Raw genomic sequence first — 21,986 nt, 5'->3', positions numbered from 1 at the left:
CCCTTCCTACGAACTTAACACAGATCAATGCTTTTCGCATATAACAATGGTAATTTTGTTTACATAAATCAACAATGTGATGGCAACTAAAAAAATAGAAATCGTAGTATCTCCAAAACCTGCGCACTTCGTAGGTGATGGATTCAGGGTTCACAATTTCATTCCGGGAGTACCTGGATTGGATATGAAAAGAATGGATCCGTTTATTATGCTGGATTACAATTCAAAATTTCATTTCAACGGATCAGAGACACCAAGAGGTGTGGGAGTGCATCCGCACAGAGGTTTTGAAACAGTAACCATAGCATATAGCGGAAAAGTAGAGCACCATGACAGCGCTGGCGGCGGCGGTGTGATCGGAGAAGGTGATGTTCAGTGGATGACTGCCGCTAAAGGAGTTCTTCATAAAGAATATCATGAAACCGAATGGGCAAAAGAAGGAGGAATTTTTCAGATGGTTCAGCTTTGGGTGAATCTTCCTGCAAAGGATAAAATGAGCTGCCCAAAATATCAGGCTATAGAAAATTCCAAAATGGAACGAGTGGATCTGGATGAAAATGGTTTTATAGAAGTAATTGCCGGAGAGTATAATGGCCACAAAGGGCCTGCCAGTACTTTCACACCAGTTCATATGATGAATGCCAAACTTAAAACTGGAGGAAAAGCTGAATTTAGTTTTCCGGCTCATTTCAATACGGCAGCTTTGGTGATTGAAGGAAGTATGATCATTAACGGAGAAGACACCATTAAAGCAGATCATTTTGCTTTGTTTAAAAATGAAGGTGAAACATTCACCATCGAGGCAAAAGAAGATGCAGTTGTTTTAATTATCAGCGGTGAGCCTATCAACGAACCTATTTATCCTCACGGACCTTTTGTGATGAATTCCAGAGAAGAAATCATGCAGGCTTTTGAAGATTTTAATACCGGAAAATTCGGATATCTGGAAGATTAAAGAATTAAATTTATCTTAATCTTTGACTATTCCTTTTTTTATTAACTTTATATAATGGCAAACCTTATAGGTTTTAAAAACCTGTAAGGTTTAACTGTCATAATGAACAAAATCCTGTTTTAAAAAAAACCGGACACCCTTAATGCAAAATATTATGAAACCAGAATTTGAAAATATACCTCTTGTAAAAGCCGAAAAAAGATTTGAAATAGAATTCAACGGACATTTTGCATTTATTGATTACCGTGAAACCTTGCATCAGATTTCTTTGATTCATACTGAAGCAGAACCGGAATTAGCCGGAACAGGTGCCGCAGCAGCGGTAGTAGAGAAAACTTTGAATTTTATTGAAGAAAGTGGAAAAAAACTTCTTCCTTTCTGTCCTTATGTTTTCGCTTTTATTAAGAAACATCCTGACTGGAAACGTATCGTGGATGAGAGATTTGAAGGATATGACAAACTGTAAACCTTCATCACGACTCATCAATTTATTTAAATAACATTTTAAAAAGTATCACATCATCATGTCAAATATTGGACTTATTATTGAAGAAAAAGCAGCAGATATCGGAAACTTCCTGGTGGGAAGACTACTTCCCTTCCGTGAAAAAAGAGCCGTTGGACCTTTCGTTTTTATTGACCACATGGGACCTTCAGAATTAAAAGATTATCAGAATCTTGATGTTCCTCCTCATCCGCATATCGGCTTATCTACATTAACTTATCTGCTGGAAGGCTCTATTTTCCACAGAGACAGTATTGGAAGTGCTGTAGAAATAAAACCGGGTGCTGTTAACTGGATGACTGCCGGAAAAGGAGTTGTACATTCAGAAAGAACACCTGAATATTTAAGACACAGTGATAAAAGACTTCACGGATTCCAGATCTGGGTTGGTCTTCCAAAACACCTTGAGCAGTCTGAGCCTACTTTCCATCATATTGAAGCGGATGAAATTCCGGTGTGGGAAGAAGATGGTATTCAGTATAAATTAATTGCCGGTGAAGCATTCGGAAGAACGTCTGCAGTTCCGGTACATAGTAAGTTATTTTTCATTGAGATCAAAACAAAAGAAGCAAAGAAAATCAGCATCGGGAAAGATCTTTATGGAGAAGCAGCCATGTATGTTCTGGATGGAACGGTAACCACAGACGGAAATTCTTATGGTTCAAAACAGCTGATGATTGCTAAAGATACCAAGCTTTGCGAATTTGAGATGAGTGAAAACGGAACAGTTTATCTTTTCGGTGGCGAGCCATTCGATGAAGAACGTTTTATATTCTGGAATTTTGTTAACTCTGATAAAGAATTAATCGATCAGGCAAAGGTAAACTGGAATGACCAGAATCACGAAGCATTTCCTTTGGTTCCTGGCGATGAAAATGAATACGTTCCGCTGCCTAAGGCTATTTTAAACAGAAAATAACTTCACACCAGATTTATCAGCCATGAAAATATTAGCATTTGCCGGAAGTACGTCTTCCACTTCTATCAACAGAGAACTGGTAAAATTTGTTCTGAAAGATTTTCAGGACGAAGAAATCAATCTGATAGACCTCAACGATTTCACAATGCCCGTTTTTTCTGTGGATCTCGAAAAGAAAGGGTTTCCGGATGAAGCGCATCAGTTTTTAAAAGTGATTGAGGAATGTGATGTAATCATCTGCTCTCTTGCAGAACACAACCGTTCTTACAGTTCAGCCTTTAAAAATGTCTTTGACTGGTCTTCAAGGATTAATGTAAAAGTATTTCAGAATAAACCCATGCTTCTGATGAGCACCTCTCCCGGAGGTTACGGAGGCGGAAATGTGATGAATACGGCAAAAACATTTTTTCCTCAGTTTGCAGCAGATATCAAGGACACTTTTTCTCTACCCAAGTTTTATGAAAACTTTGATATGGAAAGCGGAGTTATTAATCCTGATATGCTGAATGATCTGAAAGGGAAGATACAAAACTTTAAAAATCAGGTAAAGTAAATGAATAAAGGAAGACTGGAGGCGTTCAGTGATGGTGTCCTTGCTATTATTATCACCATTATGGTACTTGAACTGAAAGTACCTGAAGGAAATAGCTGGGCCAGTGTCAAACCTCTTCTTCCTAAATTTCTGGCTTATATTTTCAGTTTTATTTATGTAGGAATCTACTGGAACAATCATCATCATTTGTTTCAGACGGTAAAGAAAGTAAATGGCAGCATTCTTTGGGCTAATCTTCACCTTCTGTTCTGGCTTTCTCTGATGCCTGTTGCCACAGAATGGATCGGAACTACGAATTTTGCAAAAAATCCTGTTGCTGTCTATGGTATCGGGCTTATTATGTCAGCTATTGCCTACACCATTCTGGAGCATTTGATTATCAGGTGCGAAGGAGAAGATTCAAAGCTAAAGGAAGCTATTCATTCGAAATATAAAGAGTATATCTCCATTGTATTTTATGTCCTGGGAATCGCTACTTCATTTTTTTATCCTTATATTGCCATAGGTTTTTATTATATCGTGGCTCTTATATGGCTGATTCCGGACAGAAGAATCGAAAAAACATTAAAAGAAAATTGATATGGAAACACACGAATATCCTAACGGAAACATTACTGTCATCTGGCAGCCTCAGAAATGCATCCACTCTGCCGTATGTGTGAAAACACTTCCCAAAGTCTACAATCCTAAAGAAAGACCTTGGATAAAAGCAGAAAACGCAAGCCCCGAAGAACTTAAAAATCAGATCGACCTATGCCCTTCAGGTGCATTAAGTTATAAATTCAATACAGCAAAATAATGGCGGTAACGGTAAAAGCAAGTTTAGGAAAAACAAAATATTATACAGAGGTAACAGCCGGCGAGAATACAATCATTACGGATGAACCGATTGATAAAGGCGGACAGAACAAAGGTCTTAATCCTATGGAAATTCTGGCCACATCACTGGCAAGCTGTACAGCAGCTACCTTGAGAATGTATATTGAAAGAAAAGAATGGGATGTGGAAAACATCAATGTAGAAGTAGAGCTTGAAAATTTTCCATTAACAAAAAGAGCCGTCTTCAAAAGAGACATCAGCTTTGAAGGTATTCTGGATGATGAGCAGCATAAAAGACTGCACACCATTGCGGATGCATGTCCTGTTCATAAAATATTAACCAACGACATAGAAATACTAACTAAATTCTCATAACATGATCGAAGTAAAACAAAACAACGACGAAAAACACGGAAGTTTTGAAGCTTTCATAGATGGAAGACGCGCAGGAATGATGACCTATACCTGGGCAGGAGAAGAAAGATTTATTATAGACCACACTGAGGTGGAAGAAGCTTACAACGGAAAAGGTGTAGGCAAGGAAATGCTTCTGGCAGCCGTAGATTTTGCCAGAAAAAATGATAAGAAGATTATTCCCCTCTGCCCTTTCGCTAAAGCAAGTTTTCAGAAAAGTGAAGAACTTCAGGATGTTTTGGTGAATTAGTCACTGTATTCTATCCTTACCATACAACCCTTTCAGAGCAATCTCTGGAAGGTTTTTGTTTTTAAAGGAAATCACTGCTTACAAGTAAATTAACCATCACAATTTATTTTGAAACCAACAGGATTTTAAATTCACGATTCACGACTGATCTTTTTTATATATTTGCTAAAATTTAAAAATCAAGCATGAATCCAGGAACTATCCTTTTGCTATTTGTTTTCGTCTATTTTATCGGTCTTTTGGTGATTTCTTATTTCACCAGCCGGAATTCTGATAACCAGTCTTTTTTTATCGGTAACAAAAAGAGTAAATGGTGGCTCGTAGCATTCGGGATGATAGGAACCAGCTTAAGTGGGGTTACTTTTATTTCCGTTCCGGGAACGGTAGGAAAAATGACAGGCTCCGAATATATTTACGGAGGTTTTGAGTACTATATGATGGTAATCGGGTTCTTCATCGGATATTTCATTGTGGCAGCGATATTATTACCACTTTACTACAAGATGAATCTGACTTCTATTTATACCTATCTGGGAAAAAGATTCAATGTGGAAGCGCATAAAATAGGTTCTATCTTTTTTATTATTTCAAGAGCAATTGGAGCTACCGCAAGATTATATCTGGTGGTTAACGTTTTACAGATATTCTTACTTGAAGGATTGGGAGTTCCGTTCTGGGTAACTTCTCTTGTTCTTCTGCTAATGGTACTTCTGTATACTTTTGAAGGCGGAGTAAAGACCATTGTCATCACAGATACGCTGCAGACTTCTTTTATGATCATCAGTCTTGTAGCTTGTATTGTTTATATTTTATCCAACCTGAATTTATCATTTGGAGAAGCTTACACGATTCTTGAACAGAAAAACTATACTCATTTCATCAATTTTGATCCTAATTCCAAAACCTTTTTCCTGAAAACCATTCTGGGCGGAATTTTTATTACCATTGCCATGACAGGATTGGATCAGGAAATGATGCAGAAAAATATCTCTGTGGATAATCTTAAGAATTCAAAGAAAAACATGTTGACTTTTGCAGGAACACTTCTTATTGTGAACCTTGCCTTCTTATTCCTGGGAGGATTACTTTATCTTTTCGCAATACAGCATGGTGCAGAATATGGAACAATAAACGCTGAAACAGTAACGAATATTTTCGGATTTAAAGATGCAACTGGGAATATTAAAAACGTAATGGGTGACGATCTTTTCCCGGCTTTATCGCTTCAGGGATATTTCCCGATGGCTATTTCTGTTATTTTCATTATTGGATTAATTTCAGCCTTATTCCCTTCTGCTGATGGTGCTTTAACAGCTGTAACAAGTTCATATTGTGTAGATTTATTAAACCTTAATGAAGACAAAACCAAAACTGAAAAAGAAAAGAAACGCCTTCGTATGAAAGTACATTTGATTTTCACGGTAGTTTTCTTTATTCTGATTATGGTTTTCAAAGCATTGAATGATAAATCTATCGTCTATCTGATCATGGAAATTGCAGGATATACTTACGGACCGCTTCTAGGACTATTCGCTTTTGGGATTTTCACCAAGTTTCAGATTTCCAGAAAATACTCAATTCTTACAGTTACCCTTTTAGCACCGGTATTGACTTACTTCATCAATACGGCAGTTACAACTTATACGGATTATAAAATTGGTGTAGAGCTAATTGTTTTAAACGGATTGCTTACTTTCATTGGTCTGTGGCTGGTAAAAAACAAACAACATTTAAGAGTTGTTTAAAACAACATACATTACAAAAAAAGGCTGTCCTCTATTGAAGACAGCCTTTTCTTATTTGAATCAATGCAATAGATTATTCCTTAATCCATTTGATTGTTTTCTCTAAATTCTTAGATTTAACTTTAATCAGATAATCTCCCTGAACAAGGTGTGACAAGTCAAAAGTACCTGTTTTATCATGATTCAGTTTGTTATTTGCCTGAGTGAATACTAATTTTCCGCTTACATCATATACTGTAATATCATACACTTCATTTGAATTGGTAAATTTCACATTCAGTAATCCTTTACTTGGATTAGGATATACCACAAATACATCTTTATTGGCAGCGGTTTCATTCACGCCTAATGTTTGGGTAATGGTAAAGTTGATTGGATTAATGTTGTAGAAAACATTCGTTTCTGCAGCCACCATAATTCTTGCCTGTGTAGTATTTACGTTAGGAATGGTCACCGCTTCAGAACCATCGTTCGGAGTGGAAGCCAGAATCAGCGTAGGATAGGTAAGCCCACCATCTGTAGAAAGATAAATATTTACAGTAGCAGCATTCACCGGGAATGCAGTAGTATTGGCTACATCCCATGTGATTGTTTGAGTAGAATTACCAGCCCAGTTTACCGCTGTAGTAGGCGCAGTTACGTTAAAAGGTCCGGAATTTCCATCAACGGTAATGATAGCATCATCATTGGCTACCCCCGCACAACCCGCATTATTATCTCTCACCGTCAGTCTGAACTCCATTGTTCTTGCATAAGAAGGTCTAACTTCTCCTTTGGATACTGTACCATTAATTACATCCGTAAGTTTTGGGAAATATCTGTAAGGAACGGTTACAGGTACGTATGATCTGAACAGAGGTGCATTTAATGTTGGTGCATTCCAGTCACCCGCAGGTCCTACATCATTCTGTTCCCAGCTGTAAGTAAGAGGATTGTTATCTAAATCTGTAGCAGATCCTTCCAATCTGAACGGTGTACTTTTAGGAATAGTATAATCTCCTCCCGCGTTTACTGTAGGAGCGAAATTATTGCTGGGAAGTGTCACCTGACAAGTTGTTGACTGAACTTTTGTGGTGATAGACTGATATGATTTAGTATGGAAAGTAGGGATACTGTTAGGGGCTAAGTTGTTTACACTTCCACAAATCCCTGCATAAGCCATAATAGTAATTCCGCTTCCAGGTTCTACAGCATTGGCAGCACTACGGTTTCCTCCTCCACAGCTTCCGGTAGTTGCATTAAAAGTATGTGGACCTCCAAACTGATGTCCTACTTCATGGGCAACATAATCAATATCATAAGGATCACCAACCGGGTTAGGTGAACCGGTAATTCCTCTTCCTTTATTGGAGTTGTTACAGATTACTCCTAATCCTGCTAATCCACCGCCTCCGGTACTGAAGGTATGTCCGATATCATAATTGGCATTTCCTATCAGTAAGTCAATCTGAGTCTGGCTTTCGTTAATTAATGTTCCGGCACTGTCATTTCCTGTAAAAGGATCTGTAGCAGCACTTGTAAAGATCACATTGGTTTCAGTACCTACTAATACCAATCTTGAAGCAACTTCCTGTTCATATACTCCATTTACTCTGTTTACAGAGGTTACAATAGCTGAAAGTGTCTGGGCCACTGTAGGTGTTGCTGAACCCGTTGCAGCAATTGCATACTGATGGGTACAGGCCACTACAAATCTGAAAACTCTAATTTGAGTTCCTACGCTTGGAGCTACGGTTTTTTGAGCGTTTTTTTTTGCTAATGAAGAATCTTCTTCATCCTTCACTCCGCAGGATTTTGGATTTTTATCAATCAAATCACTTTTTTTATAAATGATATAATTGTTGACATCCTGTTTTGCATAAGGATCAATATAAGAGTCACCTGCTACCAAAGATTTTATCTGTGCATGGAAACCTAGTTCTGTAAAATCAAGTTTTAGGGTTGCATACTTGTCATCAATTCCCTGTCCTGTAAAAGTGACAATCTGAGGAAACTTGCTGGCCAATTCGGGAGCCATCACTGAAGATTTCCAGATTCTGAATTTTGCTTTCGTACCATCTGGCATTGGAAGAACAATAATCGGAGCATTTTCTTTGCGGTCACTGTCTTTCAGTTCCGGGACAGAATTGAAATAACTTTTCATTCCGGCCACATCCAAGGTGTAGGTAAGTGACTTTTCCGGTTGTACAGTTCTGTTTTTCGGATCTGCTTTGATGGACCTCTCACTGATTACCGTAAAAAAGTCCTGTGCTTTCCCTGAGGAAACGGATATAATAAATATCCCCAGATAAAATAATTGTTTAATTTTCATATATAATGGTATGTAATTTTTACTAATTCAAATATTATAACCAAAAACAAAAAAAATAATTCGTTAAAGGTTTATAATTCATAATTATTTGAATTATAAAATTAGTTAAATTAATCTAATTATCACAAACTAAAATTCAAAAAAAAGCGATGTTTAATAGTAAAAAGCCAATGATCCTGCTACCACAAAGCATTACCGTTAATAAATATTTTTCATTTTTTTGTCTTTGTCTAAATAACTGATTTTATAGACTTTTGTATTTTAATTATCTTTGACACGAATGATATAAATTAATTTTTAAAATCATCGAAATAAAAAAAAACAAAAATTAAAAAACTATGAAAAAAATTATCACGATTTTTACATTTCTATTGACATTTAGTTTTATGAATGCTCAGGAAAATTTTGAAGTATCAACCTTAAGAATCGGACCATTTAAAGTCTTTATGCCCAAGGTTGAAGCAGAAAAAATTGCAGGAACAAAATTGGTCAACTCAAATGGAGAGAAAAAAAATATGGTAAAGTATAATGGGGAGACCATCCAGATTGATCTTTTTGACAATTACATCAATGAAGCCAATCCAAGTGTTCCTTCCATTACCTATATGACAACAATGAGTAAAAAATTTAAAACCAAAAGCGGAATTGGGGTAGGAAGTACAAGAGATGATCTGATTAATGCTTATAGAAATTATACTAACTTCAGTGTACGCCCGGATTGGGATTCCAATGGTAAACCGATTAAAGATTCCGGCTATTTTAATATTGAAGACAGCCAGGCAGGAACACTACTAAGCTTTAAATTTGTTAATAATATCGTGACAGAAATCTCAGTTTATCTCAATGAAGGCTGTTAAAAGCAGAAAAATATTCAATTCAATCAAAATCCGGGGTTTTATATCCGGATTTTTGCATTTCCATAAGCCGGTAAAAAATTGTAAATTCGCATGCAAATAAATCAGATATAATGAGTAAAAGTATCGAAGAGTTAAAAACTCTTACTACGCAGATCAGAAGAGACATTTTAAGAATGGTTCATGCTGTAAATTCAGGACACCCTGGTGGAAGCTTAGGTTGTACAGAATTCTTCACAGCCCTTTATGGGAAAGTGATGAACTATAAACTTCCTTTCACAATGGAAGGTAAAAATGAAGATCATTTTTATCTATCAAACGGACACATTTCTCCGGTATTCTACTCTACTTTAGCAAGATTTGGTTTCTTCCCAGTGGAAGAGCTGAGCACTTTCAGAAAATTAGATTCAAGATTACAGGGGCACCCAACAACTCATGAAGGACTTCCGGGAATCAGAATCGCTTCAGGTTCTCTTGGACAAGGACTTTCTGTAGCACTTGGAGTAGCTCAGGGTAAAAAATTAGATGGTGATCAGTCTCTTGTTTACTCTCTTCACGGAGACGGTGAGCTTCAGGAAGGTCAGATCTGGGAAGCATTGATGTATGCTTCTGCTAAAAAGGTAGATAATATCATTTCTACTATTGACTACAACGGTCGCCAGATTGATGGTGATACAGATGATGTATTAAGCTTAGGAAATCTTCATGCTAAATTGGAAGCATTCGGATGGATTGTTTTAGAGGAAAAGAATGGTAATGATCTTGAAGCTGTGATTGCAATCCTTGAGAAAGCAAAAACAGAAACCGGAAAAGGAAAACCGGTAGCAATTCTTCTTCATACAGAAATGGGGTACGGAGTGGATTATATGATGGGATCTCATGCATGGCATGGTAAAGCTCCTAATGACGAGCAGTTGGAAACAGCTATCAAGCAATTATACCTAGAAGCTCCGGCTGATTACTAATATCTTAACATCTCGATTAATAAAATAAAAATGAAATATACATATACAGAAAAAAAGGACACGCGTTCAGGATTCGGAGCAGGATTAGCTGAACTGGCTGACAAAAATCCTAATGTAGTAGCACTTTGCGCAGACCTTATCGGTTCTTTGAAAATGGAGAAATTCATTGAGAAAGCTCCTGAAAGATTCTTTCAGATTGGTATTGCAGAAGCAAACATGATGGGAATTGCAGCTGGTCTTAGTATTACAGGAAAAATTCCTTTTACGGGAACTTTCGCTAACTTCTCTACTTCAAGAGTATATGACCAGATCCGTCAGTCTATCGCTTATTCTAACAAAAATGTAAAAATCTGTGCTTCTCACGCAGGTCTTACTTTAGGAGAAGATGGAGCTACTCACCAGGTTCTTGAAGATATCGGTATGATGAAAATGCTTCCTGGAATGACCGTGATCAACACTTGTGACTACAACCAGACTAAAGCTGCGACTTTAGCGATTGCAGATTTTGAAGGTCCTGTATATTTAAGATTCGGAAGACCGGTAGTTCCTGTGTTCATTCCGGAAGATATGCCTTTCGAAATCGGAAAGGGAATTATGCTTCAGGAAGGTACTGATGTAACGATTGTTGCAACAGGACACCTTGTATGGGAATCTCTTGTAGCTGCTGATGAGCTTGAGAAAGAAGGTATTTCTTGTGAAGTTATCAACATTCACACAATCAAACCTCTTGATGAAGAGATCATTTTAAAATCTGTTGAAAAAACAGGTAAAATTGTAACGGCTGAAGAGCACAACTACCTTGGAGGTTTAGGAGAATCTGTTGCAGGAATGCTGGCAAGAAAAAGACCTACAAGACAGGAATTTGTGGCGGTAAATGATACTTTCGGAGAGTCTGCAACACCAGCAGAATTGATGAAGAAGTATAAAATTGATGCTGCTGCAGTAAAAGAAGCTGTAAAGAGAATTTTAGCTTAATATAAGCTGTTTTATATAGACAAAACCCGGCGGTTTCTTCGAAACCGCCGGGTTTTTTGTTATTGTGTATCAACCACCCCGTCAAAAATTCTTTGAATTTTTGCCACCCCTCCGGAGGAGGGGAATGGTTATACCTCCATTCTTCATCGTATTAGTTTTTACCCTGCTTATTATTGTTCTTCCTGATTCAAAGGAATTCCTACGGCAATGAGAACAGGACATAAAATTTCTTTTATATACTCATCCTCTCTTCTCTCGGAAGCTTTTGAACCAGAAAAATAATTACTGATTCTGTAGTTTTTTACAAACTGATTTCTCTTTTTACCGATGGAATAATAATATCCGCCTCTTTCATCATTCACAAAATAGGTCATTTCATCAAAGTTCATGAGCTTTTTGGAAAGTAACAGTTTTCTGTAAATACACTTTTCCGATTTATCAAAAATATATTTCACAGGAATTCTGAAAAAGAGGTCAAACAGGAAGTAGATCATATAAACAGCCCATAATCCCATGGTAATTCTGAACTGATCTCCGGACATTTTATCCATAAAATAATAGATGATTACAGGAAGTGCAATGATTCCCAATACCAGCCACCAAACCAAAATGCGCAGGAAACTGTAATTGGGCATAAAGCTGATTTCACTTCCGTTTTCTTCAAACTTATAGCGGTCTCTGATGTCCATTTTCAGGATGATTAATGTTCAAAATATCCTCAGTTTCATTGACCATTTTCTGTATTCCTTTCTGGGTAAGCGCCTGGCCTATTGTAAGCTGTTTTTCTTTACCATCTACTTCAAAATAAACAGACAGCATTACATTGGTGGTAATAAAACCCATATATTTTGTTGCTACCACATGAAAATTTCTGAAATTCTCAATAGGATATGTTCTTGCCGGAACAAAAATCGTATGTTTTCCGGTAATCGTTTTACGATCCATATCGATGATAAATTTCTTGGTAAAGAAGTTGACTACAATAAGGGCAACTACTGCCATAATAATATAGCTACCGGTTCTTACACTGTTAAAAATTAACCCTGCAATGACCAGAAAAATAATGCAGAGCACTGCAATAAACACCGGCTGGTTTTTAAAAATATATTGATTTCCTTCTTGTTTATAAAATTGATAGTTGTTCATAATGAATGTAATTGTTCTTAATATTTTCGTTGTGAGTTGAGTCTAATGCTTTAAAAAGCTTTTATAGAGATTGTAATGTATAAGAGGCTTCTGAGACAATTATTTTATCGGGCTTCATATGTATATATTTAAAGTGTTTTTTTAATTCTTCATCCTTTTAATTGCCCCAGGTAGCCATCCAGTCCAGATATTCATTTTTGTATTCATTATCATTCAGTCTGATGATAAGATTCTTCAGATCTTCTTGCTCAAACTCATAATCCGAAACCGTGAAAATCAGGAAAATATCTTTGCCTGTAATCTTTCCGAAAAAGTTCTCATTTTTAAGTTTCTCCAGTACTTCAATGCAGGTTGAATATAATTTGGTCTGAAAACTCTCAAACCATTGATCATCGTCATCGTGTTTACTAAGCTCTGCTCTCAACTGAGTACAGATGCTATCAAATTCTTTATCAGCACCTTCCATTTCATAGGTCCATTCTGCCGGTTCATATTTATAATAAAGAGCATCTTCTTCATCTGCATTCTCCATTACTTTCAATGTATTAGCTGCAGGACATACTGTCATTGCTCCCTCATCGCTGTACAGTGCAAAGCTGTAAATTCCTTCTGCACCATGTTTTTCATACACTTCTAAAAAAGCTTTCTTAGCAGCGTCTTCTATCTGCTGTTTCAAAATTTCAAAATCCATACTTCTTTTCTTTTTTAAAATGGGCGGTAAAAATACCTTTATCATGTCAAATCAGCACCTTATATTTTTATAAAGGCTGTTCAATTTCGTGATTATAGCTATCTATTTTTATTATAGAGGACTAATCCGGGAATCAAAATAGCTGCTCCAAGGAGTATAGGAATCAACTCTCCATATTTAAACAGCCAGGAAGTTTCTCTGGATGGTCCTATTTTAATCACCACGACCAGGCAAAAGCCTATTATTATCAAAATAATTCCTAGTATTTTTTTCATACTATCAGTTTTAGTTATTGGTAAATCAATCTACAAAGCTGTTATAACGATCAAGAATACAACCTGCTTCTCTTTCCAGATCATCAAGATCTCTGTTCAGTTTTTGATTATTTTCAATAAGCAATATCGAAATACAAACCCAGGCTATTCCTATAATATGCTGAAGTGCTATATACTGCTTCACCTCATATTCCGTACCCTTTTTCTTTAAGTGTTTAAAGCCTTCCATATCCAAAAAAATTCAGATTCTATCCGATGAAAGAGAATTTATCTTCGAACATTTTTCCAATCAGAGGTAAAGGTTTTTCAACATCATTGGCTGCATTAATGATTCCGATAATCATCAGTACCAAAGGAATAAAACCAAATATCCCAAGAATTCCGATTTTGGTTACCATCAATATGATATTGAGAATGATGGATAATATAACTGAAAAAATAATCAATCCCAAAGACTGTTTCAGATGATATTTTAAAAGTTTATTCGATTTTTCTTTTCCGATAATGAAGGAAATCAGCCACCCGAAAAGCGTAATGTAAGAAACAATTGATAATGTTTTGTTGTCCATAATGGTAAAATTTTAAATTAATATTCTTTGATTTTTTACTGGTTCAAAATTGCGACAGAAAAATTCCCTCTTCATCATTTCAGCAACTACAAAACACCTTCAACCGATATTAAAACTGACTACAAAACGTCTACAAAAACAAACAACACACTGATTTACAATCAGATATGAACTTAAATCATTTTTACTTTTTTATGTGGGAAATTGACAGGTGTCTACAATTTTTGTACTTTCACCCTATGAAACTAAAGTACTCACTTTTATATTGTATACTTTTTATCTGCACCTTGTACCCTGCACAGAATACATTTATCGATGGCCTTAAAAACCAATTGAGCGAAGAGCATATTACAACCGCAGAAAAATTCAGAATTTATAATGAGCTTACCGAATATTACAGAGTCAGTGATCAATATAGTACCGCAGAAAAATATGTACAGCAACAAATGGAGCTGGCTAAAAAGGAACAAAATGATGCCGAAGAAGTAAAAGCACTTACCCAAAAAGGAATTATTAAGCTTAACCAGTCTGAGTACAATACAATTCCACCTATCATTGATGCTGCGAATGAAATTGTTCAGAAGAGTAATAATAAAACTGCAGCTCTATATGCCAGCTATCTGAATATCTACTACATGAATGCTCTTGGTGAATCTGAAAGCACAATCAAACTGATACAGAAAGTACTTCCTATGGTAGAAAAGCAACCTTCAGAAATCATGCTGAATGCAAAACTCAATTATCTTCTCTACGGAATCTACACTGAATGGAATGATGCCGAAAATGCTACCAAATATGCAAAAAAATCTATTGAGCTTGCTGAGAAATCAGGAAATAAAAATCTATTGAGTTCTACCTATTCTGCATTGGCAGTTTGCTACTCTTTCCAACATGAAAAGACCGGAGACTTAAAAGATCTGAAACCTGTCATAGAAATGTGTAAAAAGGCTGTAACTCTATATCATCAGTTTCCTGGGCATGTTTCTGCACACGTACATGCTATGGCATTGCTGAATCTTATCAATTACTATTTGAGCTATCCTGTTATGACTCCTGAGATACGGGAGGAAATTCAGAATAATGCTAACGAAATATTAGCCCTTACTGAGCATACCACCCTTAATCAGGGAATGCAGGCAGGAGCGCTTGGTGTATTGAGTAATCTTGCATCACGGGATCAAAATGATGCTTTATCAGAGCAATATCTCCTGAAAGCAGAAACAATTCTTCTTACTCAAAAGCCGGTCTATTACCATGTAATGATTAATGTGGTAAAAGATCTTGCCCAGCTGTATGCCAAACAAAAAAATTATCAGAAAGCCTATGAGTATGAGTCAAAAGTAACAGAATACAATAATCTTCTTTTTGATGAAGGGCAGGCGGAAACAGCCAAAAGACTGGAAGCTCAATATCAATCTCAGAAAAAAGAAACTGAACTCAGATCTCTCACCGAAAAAACAGCAAGTCTGAAAAAAGAAAAACTCCTCTATATCGGGTTGGGGATTATTGGATTGATTGGAGCATTCTTTATGTTCCGTTCTTATCATTTTAAGCTGCGGTATTCTATAGAAAGAGAAAATAAGCTTGATACGGAAAAGCATGAAGCAGAAATACAGATTAAACTTCAGAAGGAAGAACAGGCCAGATTAAAGGCAGAGCAGGAACTTCTTACCCTTCAGCAGCAAAAGCTTCAAAGTGAGGTACTGGCCAGCCAGCTTCATATCCAACATAAGAATGAGGTTCTTCAGAACCTTCAGACCCAGCTTTCTGATACTGATATCAATATTCATCAGGTTGTAAAGGGAGAAAACCGCGTTGATAATGATTTTGAAAAGATCAGATTCACCATTCAGGAACTGCATCCTGATTTTTTTAAAAATATCACTGAAAAAGCCCAACAAAAACTTACTGCTCTGGATTTAAAATACTGCGCCTATATCTATCTGGGAATGGATACGAAACAGATAGCCAACCTCCTTAATGTAGAACCCAAGAGTGTAAGAATGACCAAATACCGCCTGAAAAAGAAGTTCGGGCTGGATGAAAATATAGCCTTAGAATCTTTTTTTCAGGGAGTACTCGCTGAGTAAGCAGACAATATTTATAGTACACTAAAAGGCATTTCAACTCATTGCTGAAATGCCTCATTTTTATATTTACATTTCATTTGTTCAGGTTTAAATTTTTAAAACCAGAGGTTTTCTATAAAAACAGAGAAGATGTTTACCTCTATTTTTGAGTAAAAAGTGTGTCTTCTTCATAAAAATCACACAGAAAGCATACAAATTATAACCAAAATAAGTTGGAAAACGTCTTATTTCCGGGCTAAAAACAATTTATTACCGGATATTGTACAATAGAAAATATTACTATGCAACCTCGCATTAAAACCTTTAGTTTTCTTTAGATGATGATCATGTAATTTATACTTTTTCATATTTCAAATATTTCACCAAAACCCAGCTCTCATTCAGAGTAAAATTTGCATTTGTGTATACAGAAAAATACAAATCATTTGCACATTTTATCCCTACAAAGTGATCTAAATAGTTATAGTTTTATCCCATCAACGTTGATGAAATACATTCTACATTTTTGATTACAAGTGTACAGTGTATGACAAAGTTTAGAATTATTCACCCCAGGTCATGGGGTAATTTGACACAAATGATTTACATAAAACAATTAAAAATTACACACATGAAAAAATTAAATGGAATGAAGAGAGACTTCTCTTCTTTGGAAAACAAAAGGCTGAAAGATCTTAAAACAATTCAAGGAGGCAGCTATAATGTTAAATCTAACGTTTCCGTTGGAGAAGGCTGTGAAGAATATGATACCTATACAGCACCCGGAGGCACATATATAGGAAGAATTACTGTATGCAATCCAACACAGGAATCACAGTCCCTAAACTAATACATGGAGGGCTTTGCCCTCCTTTTTCAATCTTAGGTTAACTATCAAAAACTTCTTTACAAGATTATGAAACAATATACTTGTTGTTTTCTATTTTTTATTTTGGTCTTTTTATCATGTAAAAATCAAGAAACAAATTACATTACTTATTATAACAAAGTGAATGAAATTGACAGTATTTACAGAATGGCTAATAAACCTGAAAAAGCCATAAAAAAATTCACAAAACTGTTTCACAAGTATGAACCTAAAAACCAAGAGCTTACTGAAGAATACAAAACCTACATTAAACTTGCAGATCAATACCATAAAAAATTTGGTGGAAAAAAGAGTCTATACAAACTTATTACCCTGTTAGCGCCCTATGGTAATGAATATAAAAAACTTTATCCGCTTTGTAAGAAATACGGAATAGACAGTCTGGAAGTAAACCAAAAAGTAGCCGATTGGAAAATGGGACTGAACAGCGCATTAATAGACTCCTTTAGTATTGCGATGATTCGTGACCAGAAAGGAAGACCTGAAAATATAGCCCTTGTAAATAAGAACATTGATAAAAATGTAAATCTTTTTTTCTGGACATTTGAACATTATGGGTTTCCTGATGGGCAAAAAATAGGGAGATTAGGAAATGATAATGTTTTCATCGCCATGCCTACATTGTTAAGTCATATGATTGGCTCAAAAAAATATCCTGAATTCAGAAAAAAATTATTCGAATATGTAAAATCAGGTGATTGTTCTCCACAGGAATATGCCTTAATGTCTGATACCTATGATTACTATAGAAATACTGCTGTACGATACAGCTTACGTAACAATAATCTGGATTCTGTTCGGATTAACCGCAACCGAAAAAGTATTGGACTTCCCAGTATAAAACATTCATCTAAAATCAGAAAAGATAAATTTAAGAAAAAATGATTCTTATCCTTTCCGCTAATCAGGAAACAACAACAAATGAAGTTATTAAGTGGCTTAAAACATTAGGTAAAGCTTTTATTCGTGTCCATGAAGATGAAATTTTTGAAATAAAAGTCTATCAAAACAAAATCCTTTTACAAAGTCAAAGAAATCGTTTTTTCATTGAAGATATTACCAGTGTTTGGTATCGCAGAGGAGGATTACAATTTATGAGAAAAAAATATGACAACCCTTCCATTAATTCTTACATGAATGAAACTCAATATTGGCTTGAAGATTATGTAATAAAAATGCTTGAAACAAAAAGACATATTAATAAGCAAAGCAACAGCCATTTAAATAAACTTCTGGTACTTGAACAGGCCAAAAAAGTAGGTTTGAAAGTCCCGAAATATTACTTGGCAGAAAACACAGACCAGCTACTTGTGAATAAGACCATTACTAAATCTATTGCTGAGAATATAATACTAAAATCTATAGGTGACTTTTCTGAAAGCATTTTGTATACTTCTCTTGTTACAGAAAAGGAAAAGGAAAGCTTCTTTATTACCTTTTTTCAGGAATTGATCGAAAAAGATTTTGAAGTGCGGGCTTTTTATATTCATGGCAAAATCTGGGCGACTGCTATTTTTTCTCAAAATGATAAGAAGACTCAACTTGATCATAGAAAATATAATCACGAAGTACCGAATCGAAATGTTAGATATAATCTTCCAAAAGAAATTGAAGAAAAAATACATATCCTTATGATGCAACTCGATATCAACTGTGGTTCACTTGATTTTATAAAAAACAAAAATGATTTTTACTTCTTAGAAATCAACCCTGTTGGTCAGTTCTTAGGTCTATCAGCAATTTGTAATTATTTACTTGAAAAAGAAATAGCAGAATACTTATGAAAAAAAAATTCAAGGAAAGAAATAAGTTACCTCTTACTCTAAAGTATATAGAAAATTTTAGAGGTGCTTCAGCTGAAATACAAGATAGTCATAAGATTAATTATGTTACCACTGTAGAATACCAAACTAATTTTTTAATGAGAATAAAACCTACAAAACCACTTGTAAGACTAGTATGAAATACATTAATACAAAAACACAAAATTTATATACTATTTTTAGGCATATAATTTATTTGACTCTTTGTCTATTCCTTTGCTCCTGCAAAAATCGAAATTATATTATGTATTATAATAAGGTCAATGAAATCGATAGTATCTACAGAATGGCAAAACAACCTGAAAAAGCAATAAAATTATACAAAGCACTATTTAGAAAATACCACCCTCTCAATCAGGAACGTATTGAAGAATACGAAACTTATATCAGGCTTTCTGATCAACACCAGAAAAAATTTGGAGGGAAGAAAAGCCTTTATAAACTTATTCCTTTAGTTGCTCCTTATTGGATATATAAAAAACAAAATTCAAAATTTATTAAACTTTATAAAAAATATGGGATAGACAGTTTAGATATGGAGCGGAAAGTTGCACAGTGGAAAAAAAGACTTAATCAAAAACTTGCAGATTCTTTTGCTGTTGCATTTAAACGGGATCAGAGTAGCCGAAATGATCTAAATTATCAGGAAATTACTAAAAATGACAAAAAAAATATTGAACTCCTAAAATGGATGTTTGAAAATTATGGTTTTCCAAGTATGCAAAAAATTGGTTTGTTAAATGGTGATTTTTTTATGCCTTCAGGACCTCTATTACTACATATGACAGATTATGATGAATACCATCAATATTTTAAAACCAAAATATTAGAATATGTAAAATCCGGTGAGTGTCCACCTCGTGATTACGCAGCAATGATTGACAGAAATAATTTACACCATAAGGTCCCTTATACTTATGGAGTTTATCAAGGATATGAAAATATAAAAGATTCCGCAACCGTCAATCGTAATCGCAAAAATATAGGACTTCCAAGCTTAAAGCATGCTCAATTGATCGCAAAAGATTTTTTCAAAAAAAATAAAAATTGATATTCATGATCTGTAAAAATGATGTAAAAAAGATCTTACCAGCATATGAAATACTTCAACCTATTTAGTAATATCCTCATCACCAAAGGAACCACCAGAATCCTCATTTCAGATCTCCAGAGAAATGTATCAGAACTGTATCCTCTGGAGTTATACGAGATCATTATAGAATTGAAAACTCATTCTATTGAAGCTATGATGACAAACTATGATGAAGAATCCAGAGAAATTGTTCAGAACTATATCAATTTTCTGCTGGAAAAAGAGTATGGATTTGTTACTGAAAATGACTGGGACAGAAATTTTCCTCCTCTCTCTTACGACTATCATGAACCCAGTGCTGCAACAGATCTTTTTATAGAAATGGAAGATATAGGGATCTTAAAGAAAATACACCCGTCAATAGAAAATCTTGGAGTTAAACATTTGGTTATTTACAGTTTGAACCCGTTAGCTTTAAAAGATTTTATAGAAATTGATGAAATTTTTAAAACTTCGGTCTTATCCGGAATAGAAATCTTCTCTCCGTTTCATCAGAAAATCAACCTATCTTTTATACAGGCTCTTCAAAAAAACACGGTCAGAATTTACAGTCTCATTCTTTACCATTGTTCGAAACCTCCTTTCAAAGCTAAAGATGAATACCGTTTCTCGCTGCATTTCCTGAAAGATGACCTGAAAATATCTGCGTGTGGAAAAGTGGATCTGAAATACTTCAATACGAATATGACTAAAGTTATAGAAGCTATCAACCACAATTCCTGCCTGTATAAAAAGATAGGCATTGATAGACATGGTACCATCAAAAACTGTCCGCTCATGAGTGAAAGCCTTGGAAATATCCATAAACAAAGTCTTGAAGAAACACTCAATCAGCCTGATTTCAAAAAATACTGGAACCTCACCAAAGACCATATTGAAATATGCAAAGACTGCGAGTTCCGTTATGTCTGCACAGACTGCAGGGCATACACTGAAAATGCTGTTAAAAACAAAAAAGGACTGGATATATCAAAACCGCTAAAATGTGGCTACAATCCTTATACAGGCGTTTGGGATGATTGGTTAAAAAATCCTTTAAAACAGGAAATTTTTAATTCTCTGGAACTCAGATAATTTTTTTCATAAACCTTGTTAATTGAAAACCGCTTTTAAATTTGATTTAAAAGCGGTTTGTTATCTTATTGTATTTGAAACTTTATTTAAAAAACTTCCATTTTGGGATAATGGCAAGCATTCCGAAGCCTGTAAACAGGAAGAGATTGGTAACATCTGTATACAAAAATGTAGACAGATAGTAATTGTGCATAAAGAAATGCAGCACCAGTAAAGCCGGAAACATAATGATTCCTACTTTTCTGTAAAAGAACATCAGCACCAGCCCTATCATCATCAGTACATCAATAGAAAAAATCACATAGAAATACCACCTCGGAATCTGAAGATATTCATGCTGCAGATATTCATCCACATCGATACCAAGCCCCATTATAGTAAACAACATCAAGGCTGCAAATGCCAGTATAAATCCCCATCCTTTCTTTGGGTCTTCGTCAAAATAGCTGTATTCTTCCATACCTACAAAAATAAAGAACTTATGAGAGATTTCATAAGTTCTTTTATAATTATTCGTTTAAAATTTGACTTACACAGAGATTGCGTTGATCAGTCTGTTTTTGTCACTTAAGAATTCCTCCATAGAGATCATACTTTCAGTTCTCATTACATCCTGAATGTCGTCGATCTGGTAAATAATTCTTTTAGCATCATCAGTATTCTTAGCTCTTACTTTACAGAAAATATTATATTTCCCGGAAATAACGCTAGCCTCGATTACGTTAGGAAGAGTTGACAATTCTTTCAATACTTCTTGAGTACGGTTTGATTTTGTCAAAAGGATACCTATGAAAGCTGTAAAGTGATAATCCAGCTTACCATAATCGATGTTAAGAGATGATCCCAAAATAATACCTGCATCTTCCATCTTTTTCACTCTTACGTGAATTGTTCCAGCAGAAACATCCATCTGCTTTGCAATTTCAGTAAAAGGCATTCTTGTGTTTTCTACTAAGAAATCAAGAATTTTCTTGTCTATTTCGTCCAGTTGATAGTTCATATTAGTTAAATTACAATTTCTTTAAAAAATCTATGTATTTTTTGCAAATTTACGAAAAATAATTTAACTAAAAAATATATATTAAATATTAA

General features: G+C 35.1%; 27 protein-coding genes. 18 read left to right on the top strand and 9 right to left on the bottom strand.

Going from position 1 to position 21,986, the window contains the following annotated elements; genetic code table 11:
* The first annotated feature begins 79 nt into the window (after window positions 1-79).
* From ACKTTZ_RS13270 to ACKTTZ_RS13230, 9 genes are all read left to right on the top strand, one after another.
* Window positions 80-955: a pirin family protein gene (locus ACKTTZ_RS13270; protein WP_407845782.1), complete on the top strand. Its 876-nt coding sequence runs from the start codon at window positions 80-82 to the stop codon at window positions 953-955.
* A 154-nt stretch (window positions 956-1,109) separates the two neighbouring features.
* A complete protein-coding gene (locus ACKTTZ_RS13265; RefSeq protein ID WP_034697051.1) occupies window positions 1,110-1,421 on the top strand; it encodes a GNAT family N-acetyltransferase in 312 nt (103 codons plus the stop codon).
* A 58-nt stretch (window positions 1,422-1,479) separates the two neighbouring features.
* Window positions 1,480-2,379, top strand: a complete 900-nt coding sequence (locus ACKTTZ_RS13260; protein ID WP_034697009.1) for a pirin family protein — start codon at window positions 1,480-1,482, stop codon at window positions 2,377-2,379.
* 22 nt (window positions 2,380-2,401) lie between these two features.
* The gene (locus ACKTTZ_RS13255; protein WP_079240613.1) at window positions 2,402-2,932 is read left to right on the top strand and encodes an NADPH-dependent FMN reductase; all 531 of its coding nucleotides are present in this window, start codon (window positions 2,402-2,404) and stop codon (window positions 2,930-2,932) included.
* Window positions 2,933-3,511: a TMEM175 family protein gene (locus ACKTTZ_RS13250; RefSeq protein WP_034697007.1), complete on the top strand. Its 579-nt coding sequence runs from the start codon at window positions 2,933-2,935 to the stop codon at window positions 3,509-3,511. It abuts the gene before it with no gap.
* Between the two features lies 1 nt (window position 3,512).
* Window positions 3,513-3,731: a (4Fe-4S)-binding protein gene (locus ACKTTZ_RS13245; RefSeq protein WP_034697006.1), complete on the top strand. Its 219-nt coding sequence runs from the start codon at window positions 3,513-3,515 to the stop codon at window positions 3,729-3,731.
* Window positions 3,731-4,126 carry an OsmC family protein gene (locus ACKTTZ_RS13240; protein ID WP_407845781.1) on the top strand — a complete coding sequence of 132 codons (396 nt, stop codon included), beginning with the start codon at window positions 3,731-3,733 and terminating at the stop codon, window positions 4,124-4,126. The genes ACKTTZ_RS13245 and ACKTTZ_RS13240 overlap by 1 nt, the downstream gene beginning before the upstream one ends.
* 1 nt (window position 4,127) lies before the next feature.
* Window positions 4,128-4,415: a GNAT family N-acetyltransferase gene (locus tag ACKTTZ_RS13235; protein ID WP_171006298.1), complete on the top strand. Its 288-nt coding sequence runs from the start codon at window positions 4,128-4,130 to the stop codon at window positions 4,413-4,415.
* A gap of 185 nt (window positions 4,416-4,600) precedes the next feature.
* Window positions 4,601-6,160 (top strand): sodium:solute symporter, encoded by a 1,560-nt coding sequence (locus tag ACKTTZ_RS13230; RefSeq protein WP_034697004.1) that lies wholly within the window; start codon window positions 4,601-4,603, stop codon window positions 6,158-6,160.
* Window positions 6,161-6,233: 73 nt separating this feature from the next.
* Here ACKTTZ_RS13230 and ACKTTZ_RS13225 read toward each other — a convergent pair whose 3' ends face one another.
* Window positions 6,234-8,471, bottom strand: coding sequence for a reprolysin-like metallopeptidase (locus ACKTTZ_RS13225; protein ID WP_407845780.1), 2,238 nt, complete (start codon window positions 8,469-8,471; stop codon window positions 6,234-6,236).
* Between the two features lie 338 nt (window positions 8,472-8,809).
* Here ACKTTZ_RS13225 and ACKTTZ_RS13220 point away from each other — a divergent pair, with 338 nt between their 5' ends.
* The 3 genes from ACKTTZ_RS13220 (at window position 8,810) to ACKTTZ_RS13210 (ending at window position 11,265) form a co-directional block, all read left to right on the top strand.
* Window positions 8,810-9,328 (top strand): hypothetical protein, encoded by a 519-nt coding sequence (locus ACKTTZ_RS13220; protein ID WP_407845779.1) that lies wholly within the window; start codon window positions 8,810-8,812, stop codon window positions 9,326-9,328.
* Between the two features lie 77 nt (window positions 9,329-9,405).
* Window positions 9,406-10,290: a transketolase gene (locus tag ACKTTZ_RS13215; RefSeq protein WP_407849157.1), complete on the top strand. Its 885-nt coding sequence runs from the start codon at window positions 9,406-9,408 to the stop codon at window positions 10,288-10,290.
* 30 nt (window positions 10,291-10,320) lie between these two features.
* Complete coding sequence (locus ACKTTZ_RS13210) at window positions 10,321-11,265, top strand: transketolase family protein (protein WP_034697001.1); 945 nt, start codon at window positions 10,321-10,323, stop codon at window positions 11,263-11,265.
* 170 nt (window positions 11,266-11,435) lie between these two features.
* Here the strand turns inward: ACKTTZ_RS13210 and ACKTTZ_RS13205 are convergent, their stop codons facing one another.
* The 6 genes from ACKTTZ_RS13205 to ACKTTZ_RS13180 all read right to left on the bottom strand — a co-directional run bounded on the left by ACKTTZ_RS13205 (window position 11,436) and on the right by ACKTTZ_RS13180 (window position 13,946).
* On the bottom strand, window positions 11,436-11,954 hold the full coding sequence (locus ACKTTZ_RS13205; protein WP_253317397.1) for a hypothetical protein: 519 nt from the start codon (window positions 11,952-11,954) through the stop codon (window positions 11,436-11,438).
* Complete coding sequence (locus ACKTTZ_RS13200; protein WP_051934414.1) at window positions 11,932-12,411, bottom strand: hypothetical protein; 480 nt, start codon at window positions 12,409-12,411, stop codon at window positions 11,932-11,934. The genes ACKTTZ_RS13205 and ACKTTZ_RS13200 overlap by 23 nt, the downstream gene beginning before the upstream one ends.
* Window positions 12,412-12,568: 157 nt before the next feature.
* Window positions 12,569-13,102, bottom strand: coding sequence for a DUF4303 domain-containing protein (locus ACKTTZ_RS13195; RefSeq protein ID WP_407845778.1), 534 nt, complete (start codon window positions 13,100-13,102; stop codon window positions 12,569-12,571).
* A gap of 98 nt (window positions 13,103-13,200) precedes the next feature.
* On the bottom strand, window positions 13,201-13,377 hold the full coding sequence (locus ACKTTZ_RS13190) for a hypothetical protein (RefSeq protein WP_156106479.1): 177 nt from the start codon (window positions 13,375-13,377) through the stop codon (window positions 13,201-13,203).
* 25 nt (window positions 13,378-13,402) lie between these two features.
* Window positions 13,403-13,606, bottom strand: coding sequence for a hypothetical protein (locus ACKTTZ_RS13185; protein WP_034696999.1), 204 nt, complete (start codon window positions 13,604-13,606; stop codon window positions 13,403-13,405).
* A gap of 19 nt (window positions 13,607-13,625) precedes the next feature.
* Window positions 13,626-13,946 (bottom strand): import component protein, encoded by a 321-nt coding sequence (locus ACKTTZ_RS13180; RefSeq protein ID WP_034696998.1) that lies wholly within the window; start codon window positions 13,944-13,946, stop codon window positions 13,626-13,628.
* Between the two features lie 239 nt (window positions 13,947-14,185).
* On the opposite strand from ACKTTZ_RS13180, the gene ACKTTZ_RS13175 reads away from it, so the two are divergent.
* From ACKTTZ_RS13175 to gwsS, 6 genes are all read left to right on the top strand, one after another.
* On the top strand, window positions 14,186-16,036 hold the full coding sequence (locus tag ACKTTZ_RS13175; protein ID WP_034696996.1) for a hypothetical protein: 1,851 nt from the start codon (window positions 14,186-14,188) through the stop codon (window positions 16,034-16,036).
* A gap of 610 nt (window positions 16,037-16,646) precedes the next feature.
* The gene (locus ACKTTZ_RS13170) at window positions 16,647-16,865 is read left to right on the top strand and encodes a TIGR04139 family peptide modification target (RefSeq protein WP_034696994.1); all 219 of its coding nucleotides are present in this window, start codon (window positions 16,647-16,649) and stop codon (window positions 16,863-16,865) included.
* Between the two features lie 159 nt (window positions 16,866-17,024).
* The gene (locus tag ACKTTZ_RS13165) at window positions 17,025-17,789 is read left to right on the top strand and encodes a hypothetical protein (RefSeq protein WP_253317393.1); all 765 of its coding nucleotides are present in this window, start codon (window positions 17,025-17,027) and stop codon (window positions 17,787-17,789) included.
* Window positions 17,786-18,688 carry a grasp-with-spasm system ATP-grasp peptide maturase gene (gene gwsG / locus ACKTTZ_RS13160; RefSeq protein WP_034696990.1) on the top strand — a complete coding sequence of 301 codons (903 nt, stop codon included), beginning with the start codon at window positions 17,786-17,788 and terminating at the stop codon, window positions 18,686-18,688. Before ACKTTZ_RS13165 ends, gwsG begins: the two co-directional genes overlap by 4 nt.
* Before the next feature lie 325 nt (window positions 18,689-19,013).
* Window positions 19,014-19,778 carry a hypothetical protein gene (locus ACKTTZ_RS13155; protein ID WP_407845777.1) on the top strand — a complete coding sequence of 255 codons (765 nt, stop codon included), beginning with the start codon at window positions 19,014-19,016 and terminating at the stop codon, window positions 19,776-19,778.
* A 45-nt stretch (window positions 19,779-19,823) separates the two neighbouring features.
* Entirely contained in the window at window positions 19,824-20,894 is a 1,071-nt protein-coding gene (gwsS, locus tag ACKTTZ_RS13150; protein WP_407845776.1) for a grasp-with-spasm system SPASM domain peptide maturase, read from the top strand.
* Window positions 20,895-20,976: 82 nt separating this feature from the next.
* Here the strand turns inward: gwsS and ACKTTZ_RS13145 are convergent, their stop codons facing one another.
* Both ACKTTZ_RS13145 and ACKTTZ_RS13140 read right to left on the bottom strand, forming a co-directional pair.
* Window positions 20,977-21,354 (bottom strand): hypothetical protein, encoded by a 378-nt coding sequence (locus ACKTTZ_RS13145; protein WP_034696984.1) that lies wholly within the window; start codon window positions 21,352-21,354, stop codon window positions 20,977-20,979.
* 69 nt (window positions 21,355-21,423) lie between these two features.
* On the bottom strand, window positions 21,424-21,894 hold the full coding sequence (locus ACKTTZ_RS13140) for an Lrp/AsnC family transcriptional regulator (protein ID WP_034696982.1): 471 nt from the start codon (window positions 21,892-21,894) through the stop codon (window positions 21,424-21,426).
* Between the last annotated feature and the right edge of the window lie 92 nt (window positions 21,895-21,986).

This window comes from Chryseobacterium sp. KCF3-3 (genome assembly GCF_045865955.1).
Lineage (GTDB): Bacteria > Bacteroidota > Bacteroidia > Flavobacteriales > Weeksellaceae > Chryseobacterium.
Note: the sequence above shows the minus strand (reverse complement) of the source record. Positions and strands in the feature narration are given on the sequence as shown.